This window comes from Ideonella benzenivorans (assembly GCF_020387415.1).
GTDB classification, from domain to species: Bacteria; Pseudomonadota; Gammaproteobacteria; order Burkholderiales; family Burkholderiaceae_C; genus Ideonella; species Ideonella benzenivorans.
In genome coordinates, this window is sequence record NZ_JAGWCB010000012.1 from 122,217 (window position 1) to 137,623 (window position 15,407).

15 protein-coding genes and 1 tRNA gene are annotated in these 15,407 nt (G+C 69.4%); 12 read left to right on the forward strand and 4 right to left on the reverse strand.

Features of this window, described 5'->3' with window-relative positions; translation table 11 throughout:
* The first annotated feature begins 220 nt into the window (after positions 1-220).
* The 9 genes from KGA65_RS13295 (at position 221) to KGA65_RS13335 (ending at position 8,144) form a co-directional block, all read left to right on the forward strand.
* A complete protein-coding gene (locus KGA65_RS13295; protein ID WP_225863613.1) occupies positions 221-808 on the forward strand; it encodes an NAD(P)H-dependent oxidoreductase in 588 nt (195 codons plus the stop codon).
* A gap of 5 nt (positions 809-813) precedes the next feature.
* Positions 814-2,124: an amidohydrolase family protein gene (locus tag KGA65_RS13300; protein ID WP_225863614.1), complete on the forward strand. Its 1,311-nt coding sequence runs from the start codon at positions 814-816 to the stop codon at positions 2,122-2,124.
* On the forward strand, positions 2,121-2,591 hold the full coding sequence (locus tag KGA65_RS13305; protein ID WP_225863615.1) for a RidA family protein: 471 nt from the start codon (positions 2,121-2,123) through the stop codon (positions 2,589-2,591). The genes KGA65_RS13300 and KGA65_RS13305 overlap by 4 nt, the downstream gene beginning before the upstream one ends.
* Before the next feature lie 5 nt (positions 2,592-2,596).
* A complete protein-coding gene (locus KGA65_RS13310; protein ID WP_225863616.1) occupies positions 2,597-3,457 on the forward strand; it encodes a creatininase family protein in 861 nt (286 codons plus the stop codon).
* A 70-nt stretch (positions 3,458-3,527) separates the two neighbouring features.
* Positions 3,528-4,532: an ABC transporter substrate-binding protein gene (locus KGA65_RS13315; RefSeq protein ID WP_225863617.1), complete on the forward strand. Its 1,005-nt coding sequence runs from the start codon at positions 3,528-3,530 to the stop codon at positions 4,530-4,532.
* A gap of 65 nt (positions 4,533-4,597) precedes the next feature.
* A complete protein-coding gene (locus KGA65_RS13320; protein WP_225863618.1) occupies positions 4,598-5,428 on the forward strand; it encodes an ABC transporter ATP-binding protein in 831 nt (276 codons plus the stop codon).
* Entirely contained in the window at positions 5,425-6,246 is an 822-nt protein-coding gene (locus KGA65_RS13325) for an ABC transporter permease (protein ID WP_225863619.1), read from the forward strand. The genes KGA65_RS13320 and KGA65_RS13325 overlap by 4 nt, the downstream gene beginning before the upstream one ends.
* Before the next feature lie 25 nt (positions 6,247-6,271).
* Positions 6,272-7,651, forward strand: a complete 1,380-nt coding sequence (locus tag KGA65_RS13330; RefSeq protein WP_225863620.1) for an FAD-binding oxidoreductase — start codon at positions 6,272-6,274, stop codon at positions 7,649-7,651.
* Positions 7,644-8,144, forward strand: a complete 501-nt coding sequence (locus KGA65_RS13335; protein WP_225863621.1) for a nucleoside deaminase — start codon at positions 7,644-7,646, stop codon at positions 8,142-8,144. The genes KGA65_RS13330 and KGA65_RS13335 overlap by 8 nt, the downstream gene beginning before the upstream one ends.
* 89 nt (positions 8,145-8,233) lie before the next feature.
* On the opposite strand, the gene KGA65_RS13340 is transcribed toward KGA65_RS13335, so the two are convergent.
* From KGA65_RS13340 to KGA65_RS13350, 3 genes are all read right to left on the reverse strand, one after another.
* A tRNA-Val gene (locus KGA65_RS13340) sits at positions 8,234-8,310 on the reverse strand.
* Between the two features lie 66 nt (positions 8,311-8,376).
* Positions 8,377-10,638: a RelA/SpoT family protein gene (locus tag KGA65_RS13345; protein WP_225863622.1), complete on the reverse strand. Its 2,262-nt coding sequence runs from the start codon at positions 10,636-10,638 to the stop codon at positions 8,377-8,379.
* On the reverse strand, positions 10,635-11,516 hold the full coding sequence (locus KGA65_RS13350) for an alpha/beta fold hydrolase (RefSeq protein ID WP_225863623.1): 882 nt from the start codon (positions 11,514-11,516) through the stop codon (positions 10,635-10,637). Before KGA65_RS13350 ends, KGA65_RS13345 begins: the two co-directional genes overlap by 4 nt.
* A gap of 81 nt (positions 11,517-11,597) precedes the next feature.
* Between KGA65_RS13350 and KGA65_RS13355 the strand changes: the two genes are divergently transcribed.
* Positions 11,598-12,368, forward strand: coding sequence for a 3-hydroxybutyrate dehydrogenase (locus tag KGA65_RS13355; RefSeq protein ID WP_225863624.1), 771 nt, complete (start codon positions 11,598-11,600; stop codon positions 12,366-12,368).
* Positions 12,369-12,398: 30 nt separating this feature from the next.
* Here KGA65_RS13355 and KGA65_RS13360 read toward each other — a convergent pair whose 3' ends face one another.
* The gene (locus KGA65_RS13360; protein ID WP_225863625.1) at positions 12,399-13,127 is read right to left on the reverse strand and encodes an SIMPL domain-containing protein; all 729 of its coding nucleotides are present in this window, start codon (positions 13,125-13,127) and stop codon (positions 12,399-12,401) included.
* A 152-nt stretch (positions 13,128-13,279) separates the two neighbouring features.
* Here KGA65_RS13360 and ompR point away from each other — a divergent pair, with 152 nt between their 5' ends.
* Positions 13,280-14,014, forward strand: coding sequence for an osmolarity response regulator transcription factor OmpR (gene ompR, locus KGA65_RS13365; RefSeq protein WP_225863626.1), 735 nt, complete (start codon positions 13,280-13,282; stop codon positions 14,012-14,014).
* Positions 14,015-14,038: 24 nt separating this feature from the next.
* Positions 14,039-15,373: a sensor histidine kinase family protein gene (locus KGA65_RS13370; protein ID WP_225863627.1), complete on the forward strand. Its 1,335-nt coding sequence runs from the start codon at positions 14,039-14,041 to the stop codon at positions 15,371-15,373.
* Positions 15,374-15,407 lie beyond the last annotated feature (34 nt).

Here is a 15,407-nt window from a genome sequence, read left to right on the forward strand (position 1 = left end):
GATCCGCCGGACGGATTCTGGTGCGGCACGCCTCAAGTGCGTGCATCGCGCACCCTGGGCGTGAGCCCTTCCCGGGGCTCCGTCGTCCCCTTTCCCAGCACGCCCCAGCGGCGCTGAAGACGCAGCGCCGACGCCGCGCCACCCGGCGCTGGCCCCGCCGTGCCGCCTGGCATCGCGCTTGCTTATTTTGACCAACAGTCCAATTTAAGAGCCGATCGCCATGCGTGTCCTTGTGATCTTCTGCCACCCGGTGGAAACCAGCTTCAACGCGGCCCTGCACCAGGAAGTGTTGCAAGGCCTGCGGGCCGCCGGCCACGAGGTCGATGACTGCGACCTCTACGCCGAAGGCTTCAACCCGGTGCTCTCGCGCGAGGAACGCCTGGGCTACCACACCGTGCCCAGCAACCAACTGCCCGTCAAACGCTATGTGGAGCGGCTGCAGTGGGCCGAGGGCCTGGTGTTCTGTTTTCCCACCTGGTGCATGGGCCTGCCGGCCATGCTCAAGGGCTTCTTCGACCGGGTGCTGATGCCCGGTGTGGCCTTCGACATCAGCGACCCGGCCCACGTCAAGCCGGCGCTGACCCACCTGAAGCACATCTCGGCGGTGGTCACCTACGGCCGGCCGCGCTATGTGGCCTGGTACATGGGCGACCCGCCGCGCCGCGTCATCCAGCGCTACCTGCGCCTGCTCACCGGCGGCACCGCGCGCATCAGCTACCACCCGTACTACCACATGAACGTGGCCACGCCGACCACGCTGGGGGCCTTCAAGGCCAAGGTGCGCGCCGCCATGGAACGCTTCGCCTGAACGCCATGGCCAGCCCCACCCTCACCGCCACGGCGCCCACGCGGCTGCTCAACGCCCGCCTGCCGCGCTGGCTGCTGCCGGCCGCTTGGCCGATGGACGCCGCAGGCCGTCCGGCCCTGGCCTGCCTCCGTCTGCAAGACGGCCGCATCCAGGCCCTGGCCCCGATGGCACCGGACACCGCAGCGGCCTCCGCCGCCGACTGGGACCTGGCCGGCGCGCCGGTGCTGCCCGGCCTGGTGGACGCCCACACCCACCTCGACAAGACCTTCACGCTGGACCGCATCGGCGCCGTGAAGCCGGGCCTCCTGGCCGCCATCGAGGCCATGATGGCGGACCGCGCCCACTGGACCCGCGCGGACATCCATGCCCGTGCCAGCCAAGCCCTGCGCTGGGCCTGGGAAGCTGGCGTGACCCGCATCCGCAGCCATGTGGATTGGTGGGAACCCAGCCAGGAGCCACTGGGCTGGTCGGTGCTGGGCGAGCTGGCGCAAGAGTGGGCCGGCCGCATCCAGCTGGAGCGCGCCGCGCTGATCCCGCAGACTGCCTTCGAGGACCTGACCCAGGCGCACCGCCTGGCCCGCCACATCGCCGCCAGCGGCCCCGGTGCCCTGCTGGGCGGCTTCATCCATTCGCACCACTGGACGGCCCGCTCGGCCCGCCAGCTGCTGCAGGCCGCGGCCGAGGCCGACCTGGACCTGGACCTGCATGTGGACGAAGAACTCAACCCTGCCGCCGAGGGCCTGGCCCTGGTGGCCCGCACGCTGCGCGAGATCGGCTACGCCGGCCGGGCCGTCTGCGGCCATGTCTGCGCGCTGTCGGCCCAACCCGAAGCCCAGGCCCTGGCCACGCTGGACGCGGTGGCCCAGGCCCCCATCACACTGGTCTCCCTGCCCATCACCAACCTGCTGCTGCAGGACGCCGTGACCGGCCGCACCCCGCGCCAGCGCGGCATCACCCTGGTCAAGGAAGCGCGCGAGCGCGGTATCCCGGTGCTGCTGGCCAGCGACAACGTCGAGGACCCGTTCTGCGCCATCGGCAGCTACGACCCGGTCGACGCCTTCGCCACCGGCGTGCAGGTGGCCCAGCTGCCCGAGGCCTTCGACAGCTGGTCCCAGGCCCTGTGTCGGCCCGACTGGCTCGACCGGTGCGCCAGCGCTGGCTGGGAGGCGTCGCCGGCCCTGACCGGCCGCGTGGCCGACCTCGTCATCTTCACCCGCGCCGGTGCCAGCGGCTGGCCCTCGCGTGCGCAACACCGGGTGGTGCTGCGCGCCGGGCAGCGGCTGGCGCCCACCTCTTTCGACACGGTGACCCCATGAACACCTCTGCTTCTGCCGGCGCCGCGCCGCTGGCCCGCTACGCCGCCAGCCGCCGCGTGGGCGACTACATCTTCCTGTCTGGCGTCATCGCGGTGGACCCGGCCGCCAGCCGCATCGTGCGCGGCTATGACGACATCCCGCCCGAGGCGGCGGCGTTGATTGGCCGCACTGGCGAGTTCTCCTGCGACATCAAGGAAGGCCCGATCCTGGCCCAGAGCTGGTACGTGCTGGACCGCATCCGCCAGACCATCGAGGCCGAGGGCGGCCGCATGGAGGACGTGTTCAAGCTGGTGCAGTACTTCCGCGACCTGGACCACTTCCCGCTCTACAACCGGGTGCGCAAGCTGTTCTATCCGAACCAGCCCCCGGTCTCCACCGTGGTCGGGGTCAGCGGCCTGATGCCCACCGACGACATCCTGATCGAGGTGGAAGGCACGGCCTATCTGCCGCTGCCCCGCCCGGAGTGAACGCCATGCTGCACGGCTTCTGCCCCCCTGCCCGCTTTCTGCCCTACCTGAGCTGGACCGACATCACGACCCTGCCCGACCGCGAGAACACCGTCATCGTGCTGCCTGTGGGCGCCACCGAACAGCACGGGCCGCACCTGCCCTGCGCGGTGGACACGCTGATCGCCGCCGGTGTCGTGGGCCATGCGCTGTCGCGCCTGCCGGCCTCGGTGCCGGCCTATGCGATGGCGCCCATCACCTACGGCAAGTCCGAGGAGCACCTGCACTTTCCCGGCACCGTCACCCTCACCGGCCGCACGCTGCTGTCCACCATCGAGGAGTTGGGCGAGTCGGTCTACCGCGCGGGCTTTCGCAAGCTGCTGTTCGTGAACGGCCACGGCGGCCAGCCCCAAGTGCTGGAGATGGCGGCGCGCGAACTGCGCCTGCGCCACGGCGACTTCATCGTCGTGCCCAGCTTCACCTGGCGGGTGCCGCATGTGGCGGGCCAGTACCTGAGCGAACGCGAGAAGCGCCTGGCCATGCACGCCGGCCATGCCGAGACCGCGCTGGTGCTGGCCCTGGCCCCCGAGACCGTGCACATGGAACGGGCCGAGGCCCACTACCCGCCCGAGTTCCCGTCCAAGCTGCTGTCGCCCGATGGCCGGCCCGCCTGCGCCTGGGCCGCCCGCGACTTCGGCGACAGCGGTGTGATCGGCGACCCGACCCCGGCCACCGCCGAACAGGGCCAGGCCATCCTCGATTCGCTGGCCACGGGCTGGGCCCAGGCCATCACCGAGCTGCATGCAGCCCGCTGGCCCGCGCGCAGCGCCGAGACCTGGGAGCGCGGCCACTTCACCGGCGATGTGGCCGGCCGTACCGCCGCCTGAACGGGCGCACCCCGATCCCTCGTTCACCTTTCACCGTCCCTTCCTCCCTTAGCCGTAGGAGTTCTTCACGATGCAACGCCGTACTTCCTTCTCCTTCAAGCGCACCGGCCGCGTGCTGGCCGCTGGCCTGGCTCTGCTGGCCGCGGGCGCCTCGCACGCCGCCGAGGAGAAGTTCGTCTACCTGACCAACTGGTTCGCCCAGGCCGAGCATGGCGGCTTCTACCAGGCGGTGGCCACCGGCCTGTACAAGAAGCACGGCCTGGACGTGACCATCAAGATGGGCGGCCCACAGGTCAACGGCGTGCAGCTGCTGGCCGCCGGTCAGGCCGACTGCATCATGGGTTCCAGCCAGCTGCAGATGACCCAGGCCCGCTCGAACGGCGTGCCCATCGTCACAGTGGCCGCGCTGTTCCAGAAGGACCCGCAGGCCCTGATCGGCCATGAGGATGTGCACGGCTTCCCCGACATGAAGGGCAAGACGATCCTGATCGCCTCGTCGGCCCGCCAGGGCTTCTGGCCGTGGCTGCAGACCAAGTATGGCTTTACCGATGCCCAGACCCGCCCGTACACCTTCAACATCCAGCCTTTCCTGGCGGACAAGAGCGTGGTGCAGCAGGGCTACATCACCTCCGAGACCTATGCCCTCCACAAGGCCGGCGCCAAGGCCAACGCATTCCTGATGGCGGACGCGGGCTACCCGTCCTATGCCACCACGGTGTCCTGCATGGACAGCACGGTGGCCAAGCGCCACAAGGCCGTGCAGGCCTTCGTGCAGGCAAGCATCGAGGGCTGGAAGAGCTACCTGGCCAACCCGGCTCCGGCCAATGCGCTGATCAAGAAGGACAACCCGCAGATGACCGACGACCAGTTGGCCTTCAGCGTGGCCAAGCTGAAGGAATACGGCTTGGTGACCGGTGGGGATGCGGCCAAGAACGGCATCGGCACCATGACCGAAGCCCGCGTCAAGGAAGGCTATGACTTCCTGGTGGCCAACAAGCTGATCGACCCGGCCAAGGTCAAGCCCGAGCAGACGGTGGACTTTGCCTTCACCAAGGGCGTCAAGGTCCTGCCCTGAGCCTGCAGCGCGGCCGGCCTGCCACCCCGTGGGCCGGCCGCCCTTGTCGTCCTCGCAACCGCACCATGGCTGACACCGACACCCCCACGCCCGCGGGCCCGCGCCCGTACGCAGTCGAGATCCTCTCGGCCGAGAAGACCTACCCCAACGGCACCCGCGCGCTGTTGCCGGTGGACCTGCGCATCGCCCCCGGCGAGTTCGTGACCCTGCTGGGCCCCTCGGGCTGCGGCAAGAGCACGCTGCTGAAGATGATCGCCGGCCTGCACGCGCCCAGCGATGGCCGCCTCCTGCTGTGGCGCCAGCCGGTGGAGCAATTGGCGCGCACCGGCCATGGCATGGACTTCGTGTTCCAGTCGCCCACGCTGATGCCCTGGGCCGATGTGCGGCGCAACGTGCGCCTGCCGCTGGACCTGGCCGGCGTGGCCCGCGCCGAGGCGGATGCCCGGGTGGACGAGGTGCTGACGTTGGTGGGCCTGGAGAAGTTCGACCGCGCCCTGCCACGGGCCCTGTCGGGTGGCATGCAGATGCGCGCCTCCATCGCCCGCGGCCTGCTCACCCGGCCGGACCTGCTGCTGATGGACGAGCCCTTCGGCGCGCTGGACGAGATCACCCGCCACCGCCTGGACGCCGACCTGCTGGCCCTGTGGAAGCAGCGCGGCCTCACCGTCGTCTTCGTCACCCACTCCATCCACGAGGCGGTGTTCCTCTCCACCCGCGTGGTGGTGATGGCCGCGCGGCCCGGCCGCGTGGTGGAAGAGTTCACCATCGACGAGCCCTATCCGCGCAGCGCGGACTTCATGGTGTCCGAGCGCTTTGCCGCCCAGGCCCGCCGCCTGCAGGACAGCCTGCTGCGCGCCAGCCAGGCCGGTCAGGACACCGAGGAGGTCTCCGCATGAGCCGGCCCACCACCCCGACCCGCACCCCGCTGCTGCTGCGTCCGCGCGTGCAGCAGGTGGTCTACCCGCTGCTGGTGCTGCTGGTGCTGCTGGGCGCCTGGGAAGGCGCCGTGGATGCGCTAGAGCTGCCGGCCTACCTGGTGCCCTCGCCCATCCTGATGTTCAAGACCCTGGTGGAGGACGCGGGCATGCTGATGCCGGCGCTGTGGGTCACGCTGAAGATCACGCTGCTGTCCTTCGCGGCGGCCACCGTGATCGGCGTGCTGATCTCCTTCCTCTTCGTGCAGAGCCGGCTGATCGAGCTGGCCCTGCTGCCCTATGCGGTGCTGCTGCAGGTTACGCCCATCGTGGCGGTGGCCCCGCTGATCATCATCTGGGTCAAGGACCCGACGCTGTCGCTGGTGGTCTGTGCCACGCTGGTGGCGCTGTTCCCGGTCATCTCCAACACCACGCTGGGCCTGCGCAGCGTGGACCCGGACCTGCTGGCCTACTTCCGCATGAAGCGCGCCAGCCGCTGGCAGCAGCTCATCCGCCTGCGCGTGCCCGGCGCCCTGCCCTACTTCTTCGGCGGCCTGCGCATCTCCAGCGGCCTGGCGCTGATCGGCGCGGTGGTGGCCGAGTTCGTGGCCGGCACCGGCGGCAGCGGCGCGGGCCTGGCCTACCAGATCCTGCAGGCCGGCTTCCAGCTCAACATCCCCCGCATGTTCGCCGCGCTGCTGCTGATCTCGCTCACCGGCGTGCTGCTCTTCGCCCTGATGGGCCTGCTGGCCCGCTGGGCCCTGGGCGGCTGGCACAGCAGCGCCCAGGCCCAGGAATGAAGCACCCCTCTTCGACATCCCGACCATGACCCCTTCCGCCTACCCCATCGACACCCTGCGCGCCGAGCTGCCCACGCTCGACTGGATCACCGAACCCCACCGCGTCGAGAACCTCTCGCGCGACTTCGCCTGGTACAGCCCGGTGCTGGAACGCACCCTGGCCGGCAAGCACGGCGACATCGCGGTGCGGCCCCGCAGCGAAGACGAGATCCGCGCCGTGGTGGGCGCCTGCGCCCGCCTGGCCATCCCCATCACGCTGCGCGGCACCGGCACCGGCAACTACGGCCAGTGCACGCCGCTGCACGGCGGCCTGATCCTGGACATGAGCAGCTACAACGCCTTCCTGTGGGCCAAGCCTGGCGTAGGCCGTGCGCAGGCCGGCATCCGCCTGGCGGCCTTCGACGACGCCGCGCGGCCGCTGGGCTGGGAGCTGCGCTGGCTGCCCTCCACCTTCCGCAGCGCCACGCTGGGCGGCCTGTTCGGCGGCGGCTTCGGCGGCGCGGGCTCGCTGCGCTACGGCCCGCTGGCCGCGCCGGGCAACATCCTGGCGGTGCGTGCCATGACGGTGGAGCCCGAGCCGCAGATCATCGAACTGCGCGGGCCCGAGGCGCTGGTGATGCACCATGTGTACGGCACCAACGGCATCGTGCTGGAGCTGGAGGTGGGCCTCGCCCCGGCCCACGACTGGCTGGAAGGCGTGGCCACCTTTGACAACTTCGACGCCGCGCTGCGCTTTGGCGCCGACCTGGGTCGCGCCCCGGGCCTGGTGACCAAGGAAGTCAGCTTCATGGCCACCCCCATCACCGACTACTTCACCAAGCTGGGCCTGCCCCAGGGGCGCCATGCAGTGGTCTTCCTGGCCGCGGAGTTCTGCGAAGAGACCATCGCCCAGATGCTGGCCGAGCGCGGCGGCACGCTGAGCTACCGCGCCACCGCCGCCGAGGTGGCCGCCAGCCGCCGCACCCTGCTGGAGTACGTGTGGAACCACACCACGCTGCACGCCTTCAAGGTGGAGAAGAACCTCACCTACATCCAGAGCGCCTACAACCCCAGCTGCTACCTGGAGCAGGTGCGCACACTGGCCCAGCGTTTTGCCGGCGAGGTGCAGATGCACGTCGAATTCCTGCGCACCAAGGAAGGCGAGTACAGCTGCAGCGGGCTGGAGATCATCTGCACCCGCGACGAAACCCGCCTGGCCGAGATCATGCAGGCCTACCGCGACAGCGGCGTCATCATCAACAACCCGCACACCTGCTACGTGGAAGAAGGCAAGCAGAACCTCAAGCTCAACCCGCAGGTGCTGGCCATGAAGCAGCGCTTCGACCCGCAAGGCCTGCTCAACCCCGGCAAGCTCAAGAGCTGGGCCCCGGCACAACCCCTGGCCCAGGAGCCCGCCCATGCCTGAGATCAACGACGCCGATGCGCGCCTGCTGCGGCGCGCGATCGAGCTCTCGTCCGTGGCCACCGCCCACGGCAACCGCCCCTTCGGCGCGGTGATCGGCAGCGCCAGCGGCGAGCTGCTGGCCGAAGGCGCCAACAGCAACAGCCAAACGGGCGACTGCACCGCCCATGCCGAGGTGATGGCGCTGCACGATGCCGCCACCAAGGGCCTCTCACGCGAGGTGCTGGCCCAGGCCACGATGTACGCCTCCGGCGAGCCCTGCGTCATGTGCGCGGGGGCCATCTTCTGGTCCGGCATCGGCCGGGTGGTGTTCGGCATCGACGCCGAAGGCATGCGCGCCTTCCGCAAGCTCGATCAGGGCGCGGGCGACCTGGAGTGGTCGTGCCAGGAAATCTATGCGCGCTCGCCGCGCGCCATCGAGGTCCACGGCCCGGTGCTGCGGAAAGAGGCCACTGTGCCCCACACGGCCTACTGGTCGCGGTTTCAGCCCGACTGAGCCTAGCTCCGCGCCACACAACGCCTGGCCCCCAAAGCAAAAAACCCCCGGTTCCAGAAGAAACCGGGGGCTTGGCAACAGCAGAATTTTGGTAGGCGCGATTGGATTCGAACCAACGACCCCCACCATGTCAAGGTGGTGCTCTAACCAACTGAGCTACGCGCCTGCTGAGCCTCGCAGTATAGACCGCTTTTCAGGAACTGTGCAAGTTTCCGCTGAAAATTTTCGGTGATCAGCGTCGACGCACCTGCCGCACCCCGGCCACCTGCCCCACCTGCGCCAGCACCTGCTGCAGGCGGGAGGCATCAGCCACCTCGATGGTGAAGGTCATGCGCGCGGTGCGGCCGTGCATGTCGTTGACCGTCTGGCTGTGCACACCCACCACCTGCATGCGCTCCTTGGCAAAGACCTCGGAGATGTCGCGCAGCAGCGCCGTGCGGTCCGCCGCTTCGATCTGCACGTCCACCGGGTAGGCGGCTTCGCCGGCCTTGGCGGCCGCGCCCCAGGTCACGGCAATCACCCGCTCGGGCATGCGGTCGGCCATGTGGCGGAAGTTGGAGCAATCCAGCCGGTGCACTGCCACGCCCTTGCCCCGGGTGACGAAGCCACCGATGGCGTCGGGTGGCGCCGGCCGGCAGCAACGGGCCAGGTTGGTCAGCAGGCTGTCCACCCCCACCACCAGCACGCCGCCGCGGGCGGTCGGGGCCGGCCCCGTCGCCCGCCGCAGCAGTGGACTGTCGTCTTCCGCAGGAACCGGTGGCGGGCGCAGCAACTGTTCGATGTTGCGCAGCGAGTACTCGTCCTTGCCGACCAGTTCGAAGAGACTGTCCGCCTCCTTGAAGCCGAGCTGACTGGCCAGCTCGCTGAGTTTGAGCGCGGTCTTGCCCTCGCGCTGCAGCAGCTTCTCCACCGCCTCGCGGCCGCGGGCGATGGTGTCGGCCTGGGCTCGGGCGTTGAACCAGGCCCGCACCTTGGCCCGCGCCCGCGGGCTCTTGAGGAAGCCGGCCTCGGGGTTGAGCCAGTCCAGCGAGGGGCCACCCTCCTTGACCGCGGTGATCTCGACCGTCTGTCCATTCGCCAGCGGGGTGGTCAGCGGCACCATCGTGCCATCCACCTTGGCGCCACGGCAGCGGTGCCCCAGATCGGTGTGCAGCGCGTAGGCGAAGTCCACCGGCGTGGCGCCAGCGGTCAGCTCCACCAGCGCTGCCTGCGGCGTGAAGACGTAGATGCGGTCGTCGAAGTGGCCCTGTACCTGGCCCGCACCCTGACCGGAGAAGTCGCGTTCCCAGGCCAGCAGCTGACGCAGCACGGCCTTGCGCGCCTCGGCCACGCGCTGCTCGAAATCACCGGCAGCGCTGACGCCGCCATAGCCCCTGGTGCCGGCCTCCTTGTAGGCCCAGTGCGCGGCCACGCCGTACTCGGCATGTTCGTGCATGGCCTGGGTGCGGATCTGCACCTCCAGCGGCCGCCCTTCATCGTCCAGCACCACCGTGTGCAAAGAGCGGTAGCCATTGGGCTTGGGCTTGGCGATGTAGTCGTCGTACTCGGCCGCCATCGCGCGGTAACGCTCATGCACCCGGCTGAGGGCGGCGTAGCAGGCCGGGATGTCGGCCACCACCACGCGCAGCGCGCGCACGTCCATCACCTTCTCGAAGGGCAGGTGCTTGCCCTGCATCTTCTTCCAGATGCTGTAGATGTGCTTGGGCCGGCCATAGACCACGGCCGGGATGCCATGGGCCTGCAAGTCGCTGGCCATCTGCAAGCGGGCGGCCTCCACGCTGGCTTCGCGCTCCACGCGCTTCTCGGCCAACAGCTTGGCAATGCGACGGTACTCATCGCCCTGCAGGAAGCGGAAGGACAGGTCCTCCAGCTCCCACTTGATCTGCCAGATGCCTAGCCGGTTGGCCAGCGGGGCAAACACGGCCCGCGCCTCCTCGGCCAGCGCTGCAGGACATTCCCGCTTGCTGGCGGCGAACCAGCGCAGGGTCTGCAGGCGCGAAGCCAGGCGCAGCAGCACCACCCGCAGGTCCTTGGAGAAGGCCAGCAGCATCTTGCGCACGCGCTCGGTCTGCTCGGCGCGCTGCGCGTCGCCCAGCCGGGCCTCGCGGGCGGCGCGCTGGATCTGCACCAGCTTGCGGGTCAGCACCACCAGGCTGGCGTAGGAAGGGCCGAAGGCCTTCTCGACGATGTCCTCAGGACGCTGCAGAAAATCCGCGGCATAGACCAGGAAGGACGCCGCCTGCAGCGACGGCCCGCCCCCGATGCTGGCCAGGATGGCGGCCACGCCCTGGGCGTGGGCGAAGGCATCCTCGCCGCTGTCGAGCACGCGGCCGGTCAGCAGGGGCTCGGCAAAAGCGGTGGCCCGGTTCAGCGCCGACAGGCCGTCTTCGAGCAGCGGTGGCCGCGGCAGGGGTTCCGCCGCCACCTCACTGGCATCGGAAGCCAGCGAGACGATCGGCGCGGTCGGGCTCTGGGTTTCCGAAATGCTCCTCATGGCGCCAGCAGGAAGTCGCGCACCACGGCCACCTGGTCGGGTGCCACCAGCGTGGGGGCATGGCCCACACCGGCAAATTCATGCAGCTGCGCCCGCGGGCCGCGCTGGGTCATGGCCTCGGCCGTGGCCCGCGACAGCAGATCGGATTCGGCCCCACGCAGCAACAGCGTCGGGCAGCGCAGGCGGTCGTAGCCGGCCCACAGCGCGGCCTCGCCGGCGGCCACCAGCTCCGGCGTGAGCGCCAGAAAGGCCTGTCGGATCGCCGGGTCGTAATGGAGTTTGAAGCCTGCCCCGTCGGGACGGATCTGGTGCTCAGTCAGCGCCAGCCACTGGGCCCGGGTGTGCGGGCCAAAGCCATCCGAGATGGCCCACAGCGCATCGGCCGCCTCGTCCAGGGTGGCCCAGTGGGCCGGCTGCCCCAGGTACTGGCCAATGCGCTGCAGCGACACCGGCTCGATGGCCGGCCCGACGTCGTTGAGCACCAGCCGGGTGATCGGCGAACCGCTCAGGCTGGCCAGGCTCAGCCCGATCAAGCCACCCATCGAGGTGCCCACCCAGTGCAGCTCCTGCGCATCCAGCCGGGCCAGCAGCGTCACCATGTCGGCCACGTAGAACGGGATCGCATAGCCCATCGGGTCGGCCAGCCAGTCGGATTCACCACGGCCCACCACATCGGGGCACACCACGCGGTACTCGCCGGCCATGGCCTGCGCCAGGGTGTCGAAGTCGCGCCCCTGCCGCGTCAGCCCATGCACGCACAGCAGCACCTTCGGATTGGTCGGATCGCCCCACTCGTGATAGGCCATGCGGTGCAGCCCGCGGCTGTCGAGGCATTGCACGAAATGCAGGCGGGGTGCTTGTTCGGTGAAGTCGTTCATGGTGTCATGCGTGGCAAGAATGGGCGCCACATAATCGACTGTAGCAACCTCGCAGCCCATCCACTTCAAGGAGACTTGCATATGCTCAAAGGAAAAACAGCCTTGGTCACGGGTTCCACCAGCGGCATCGGACTGGGCATCGCCAAGGCGCTGGCCGCCGAAGGCGCCCAGGTGATGCTCAACGGCTTCGGTGACGTGGAGGCTGCGAAGGCCGAAGTGGCCGCACTGGGCGTGGCGGTGGGCTATCACGGCGCCGACATGAGCAAGCCGGCCGAGATCGCGGACATGATCCAGGCCTGCCAGACCCAGTTCGGCGCGCTGGACATCCTGGTCAACAACGCGGGCATCCAGCATGTCGCGCCGGTGGACGAATTCCCGGTCGAGCGCTGGGACGCGATCATTGCGATCAACCTGTCCTCGGCCTTCCACACCACCCGCCTGGCGCTGCCGGGCATGAAGGCCCGCGGCTGGGGCCGCATCATCAACATTGCCTCGGTGCATGGCCTGGTGGCCTCGGCCAACAAGTCGGCCTATGTGGCCGCCAAGCACGGCATCATCGGCCTGACCAAGACCACCGCGCTGGAGACCGCCACCACCGGCGTGACGGCGAACGCCATCTGCCCGGGCTGGGTGCTGACCCCGCTGGTGCAGAAGCAGGTGGATGCGCGCGCGGCCGCCAACGGCCTCTCGAACGAAGAGGCCAAGCGCCAGCTGCTGGCCGAGAAGGAACCTTCGCTGCAGTTCACCACGCCCGAAGAGCTGGGCGCGATGGCGGTGTTCATGTGCTCGCCGGCGGCCCACAACCTGCGCGGCGCCGCCATCAACATGGACGGCGGCTGGGTCGCGCAGTGAGCCAGGGCCCGGGATCGGGGCCGCCGCGCGTCACTTGAGCTGGATGCTGCCCGTGACCGTGGCCGACACGCGGCCCTGGCCGGCCTCGACCGGCAGGGCCTCGCCATCGCCCACCTTGGCGGCGGCCAGGGTCACCCGAAAGCGCGGCTCGGGCATCGGCGCGGCGCCATCGGTGTTCACCGACACCTCGCGCAGCGTGTAGCCGGCAAAGCCGAATTGACGGGCGTAGTCGGCCGCGTCGGTGCGGAAGCGGGCGATGGCCTGGGCCGTGGCCTCGGCCTGCAGCTTCTCCCGCGCTTCCCGCGACAGGCTGTAGTTCACCCGGGCAATGGTGAGCGTGCCGATCTCCCCGGACAGGCGGGCGATGGTCGGCATGTCCCGGCCCTCCAGCACCACCTCGGTTGAGCCCTGCCAGCCGGTGATGGCGCCCTTGTTGCCATAACGCGGGAAAACCGAGAAGCCGCCGGTGCGCACCTCCAGCTGGCCCGGACGGGCCTGCCGACGCGCTTGCGCCAGCGCGGCCTCGACGGCCTGCTTGAGCTGCTGCTGCACCGCGGTGGCATCGCTGCCCTCCCGCGTCACGGACAGCGTCAGGCTCATCCAGTCCTGCGGCGCCTCCACCGTGGACTGGGCGCTGAGGTTCAGCACCCCGGACGGTGCCGCCACCGTCTGGGCACCGGCCCCGGCCGCCAGGGGCAGCAACACCACACCGGCCCAACGGCTGCCGGAACGCCATGCGAGGGGAAAAGTCGTCTTCATGCTGCGATTAACGCACAAACCCACCCCAGCAGGCCACAGCATCCTCCCGTTGTGTGAAGCAGCAGGAACATTTGTAACAGAGGGTCAGACCCAGCCGGAAACCCCGTGCCGGGCCCCCACAATCCGCCTCTGTTACAAATTGGGGTCTGCCCATGAATGCCACCACCACCGCCCGTCAGGACCGGATCGTCGTTGTCGATGACGATGCCCGCATCCGCGACCTGCTGCGCCGCTATCTGACCCAGGAGGGTTTCGATGTCCTGCTGGCCGAGGATGCCAAGGCCCTGGCCCGCCTGCAGACCCGCGAGACCATCGACCTGATCGTGCTGGACCTGATGCTGCCTGGCGAGGATGGCCTGTCCATCTGCCGCCGCCTGCGCGCGGCCGGCGACCGCACCCCCATCATCATGCTGACCGCCAAGGTCGAGGATGTGGACCGCATCGTCGGCCTGGAAGTGGGCGCCGACGACTACCTGCCCAAGCCCTTCAACCCGCGCGAGCTGCTGGCCCGCATCCATGCCGTGCTGCGCCGCCGCCCCGCCCAGGAGGCCCCCGGCGCGCCCGCCAAGGAAGCCCAGGTCGTCCATTTCGGGCCGTTCGAATTCGACCTCTCGCTGCGCCGCCTGACCAAGGACGGCGAGCAGATCACGCTGACGACCGGCGAGTTCTCGATGCTCAAGGCCCTGGTGCGCCACCCGCGCCAGCCGCTCTCGCGCGACAAGCTGGCCCAGTTGGCCCGCGGACGCGAGTTCGAGCCCTTCGACCGCAGCCTGGACGTGCAGATCTCCCGGCTGCGCAAGATGCTGGAACCCGATCCCTCCAACCCCCGCTACATCCAGACGGTGTGGGGCGTGGGCTACGTCTTCATCCCGGGCGACGCGCCCTGATCCCTGGTCTGTGCAGTCCCCACCGTGTCGCTCAAGCGCCCATCCCTGTCGCTGAACCTCTTCTGGCGCACTTTCGTGCTGCTGGCCCTGCTGCTGACCGGTGGCGTGGCGGCCTGGGTGCAGACGCTGCGGCAGCTGGAGTTCGAGCCACGGGTGGCGCAGGCGGCCCAGCAGATCGCCAGCCTGGTGAACCTGTCGCGTGCGGCACTGCAGTACTCGGACGGCATCAACCGCATCGCGGTCATCAAGACCATGAGTGAGCAGGAGGCGGTGCGCATCCTGCCGCGCAAGCAGGATGACCGCTGGGAGCCCTTCGAGACCGACCGTTTCACCCGCCTGGTGGGGGAAGAGCTCAAGACCCGGCTGGGTGAAGAGACCATCGTGGCCCGCTCGGTCAACGGCGAGCAGGCCCTGTGGGTGGGCTTCACGATCGAGCAGGACCCATACTGGCTGCAGGCCGACTACGCCCGGCTGGAGCCGCTGGCCCCCCGCACCTGGTTTATCTGGGTCTCGATTGCGCTGGTGGCCTCGGTGCTGGGCGCCGCGGTGATCGCCAGCCTGATCAACCGGCCGCTGAAGAACCTGTCGTTTGCTGCCAGCCGCATCCGTGAGGGCGAATACGACTCCCGGCTGGATGAGAGCAACATCACCAGCGAGATCCGCGAGGTCAACATCGGCTTCAACCGCATGGCCCGCGAGCTGGCCAAGGTCGAGGAAGAGCGCGCGGTGATGCTGGCCGGCATCTCGCACGACCTGCGCACGCCGCTGGCCCGCCTGCGGCTGGAGGCTGAGATCAGCGTGGCCGATGAAGAGGCCCGCAAGGCCATGGCGCAGGACATCGACCAGCTCGACGCGATCATCGACAAGTTCATGGACTACGCGCGGCCGGACGACACCAAGACCCGCGCCGTGGACCTGTCCCATGTGGTGGAGCGGGAGGCCGCCGCCTTCCGCGATGGCTCGCAGATCCGTTTCTCGCTGCGCCTGCCGCCGGGCATCAAGGTGCAGGGCGATGATGTGGAACTGGGCCGGGTGTTCGCCAACCTGTTCGAGAACGCGCGCCGCTATGGCCGCACGGTCGAGACCGGCGTCGCCAAGGTCAAGGTCAGCCACGTCATCACGGGTGACACGGTGATCGTCACCGTGCGGGACTACGGCCAGGGCGTGCCCGCCGAGAAGCTGGACCAGCTCACCACACCCTTCTTCCGGGGCGACGCGGCCCGCACCGCCGCCACCGGGGCCGGCCTGGGCCTGGCCATCGTGAAGAAGGCCTTGCAGCGCATCGGGGCCTCGCTGGAACTGGTCAACGCCCGCGATGGCGGCCTGATGGCCCACATCCGGCTGCGCCGCGCCGCCTGAGCCGCCCTGGCGGAAATCCGCCACCAGCACCTGC

Coding starts and splice junctions, on each gene's coding strand:
- KGA65_RS13310 (WP_225863616.1), top strand. CDS start 2,597: ATGCTGCACGGCTTCTGCCCCCCTGCCCGCTTTCTGCCCTACCTGAGC.
- KGA65_RS13355 (WP_225863624.1), top strand. CDS start 11,598: ATGCTCAAAGGAAAAACAGCCTTGGTCACGGGTTCCACCAGCGGCATC.
- KGA65_RS13350 (WP_225863623.1), bottom strand. CDS start 11,516: ATGAACGACTTCACCGAACAAGCACCCCGCCTGCATTTCGTGCAATGC.
- KGA65_RS13345 (WP_225863622.1), bottom strand. CDS start 10,638: ATGAGGAGCATTTCGGAAACCCAGAGCCCGACCGCGCCGATCGTCTCG.
- KGA65_RS13300 (WP_225863614.1), top strand. CDS start 814: ATGGCCAGCCCCACCCTCACCGCCACGGCGCCCACGCGGCTGCTCAAC.
- KGA65_RS13295 (WP_225863613.1), top strand. CDS start 221: ATGCGTGTCCTTGTGATCTTCTGCCACCCGGTGGAAACCAGCTTCAAC.
- KGA65_RS13360 (WP_225863625.1), bottom strand. CDS start 13,127: ATGAAGACGACTTTTCCCCTCGCATGGCGTTCCGGCAGCCGTTGGGCC.
- KGA65_RS13335 (WP_225863621.1), top strand. CDS start 7,644: ATGCCTGAGATCAACGACGCCGATGCGCGCCTGCTGCGGCGCGCGATC.
- ompR (WP_225863626.1), top strand. CDS start 13,280: ATGAATGCCACCACCACCGCCCGTCAGGACCGGATCGTCGTTGTCGAT.
- KGA65_RS13325 (WP_225863619.1), top strand. CDS start 5,425: ATGAGCCGGCCCACCACCCCGACCCGCACCCCGCTGCTGCTGCGTCCG.
- KGA65_RS13330 (WP_225863620.1), top strand. CDS start 6,272: ATGACCCCTTCCGCCTACCCCATCGACACCCTGCGCGCCGAGCTGCCC.
- KGA65_RS13315 (WP_225863617.1), top strand. CDS start 3,528: ATGCAACGCCGTACTTCCTTCTCCTTCAAGCGCACCGGCCGCGTGCTG.
- KGA65_RS13305 (WP_225863615.1), top strand. CDS start 2,121: ATGAACACCTCTGCTTCTGCCGGCGCCGCGCCGCTGGCCCGCTACGCC.
- KGA65_RS13320 (WP_225863618.1), top strand. CDS start 4,598: ATGGCTGACACCGACACCCCCACGCCCGCGGGCCCGCGCCCGTACGCA.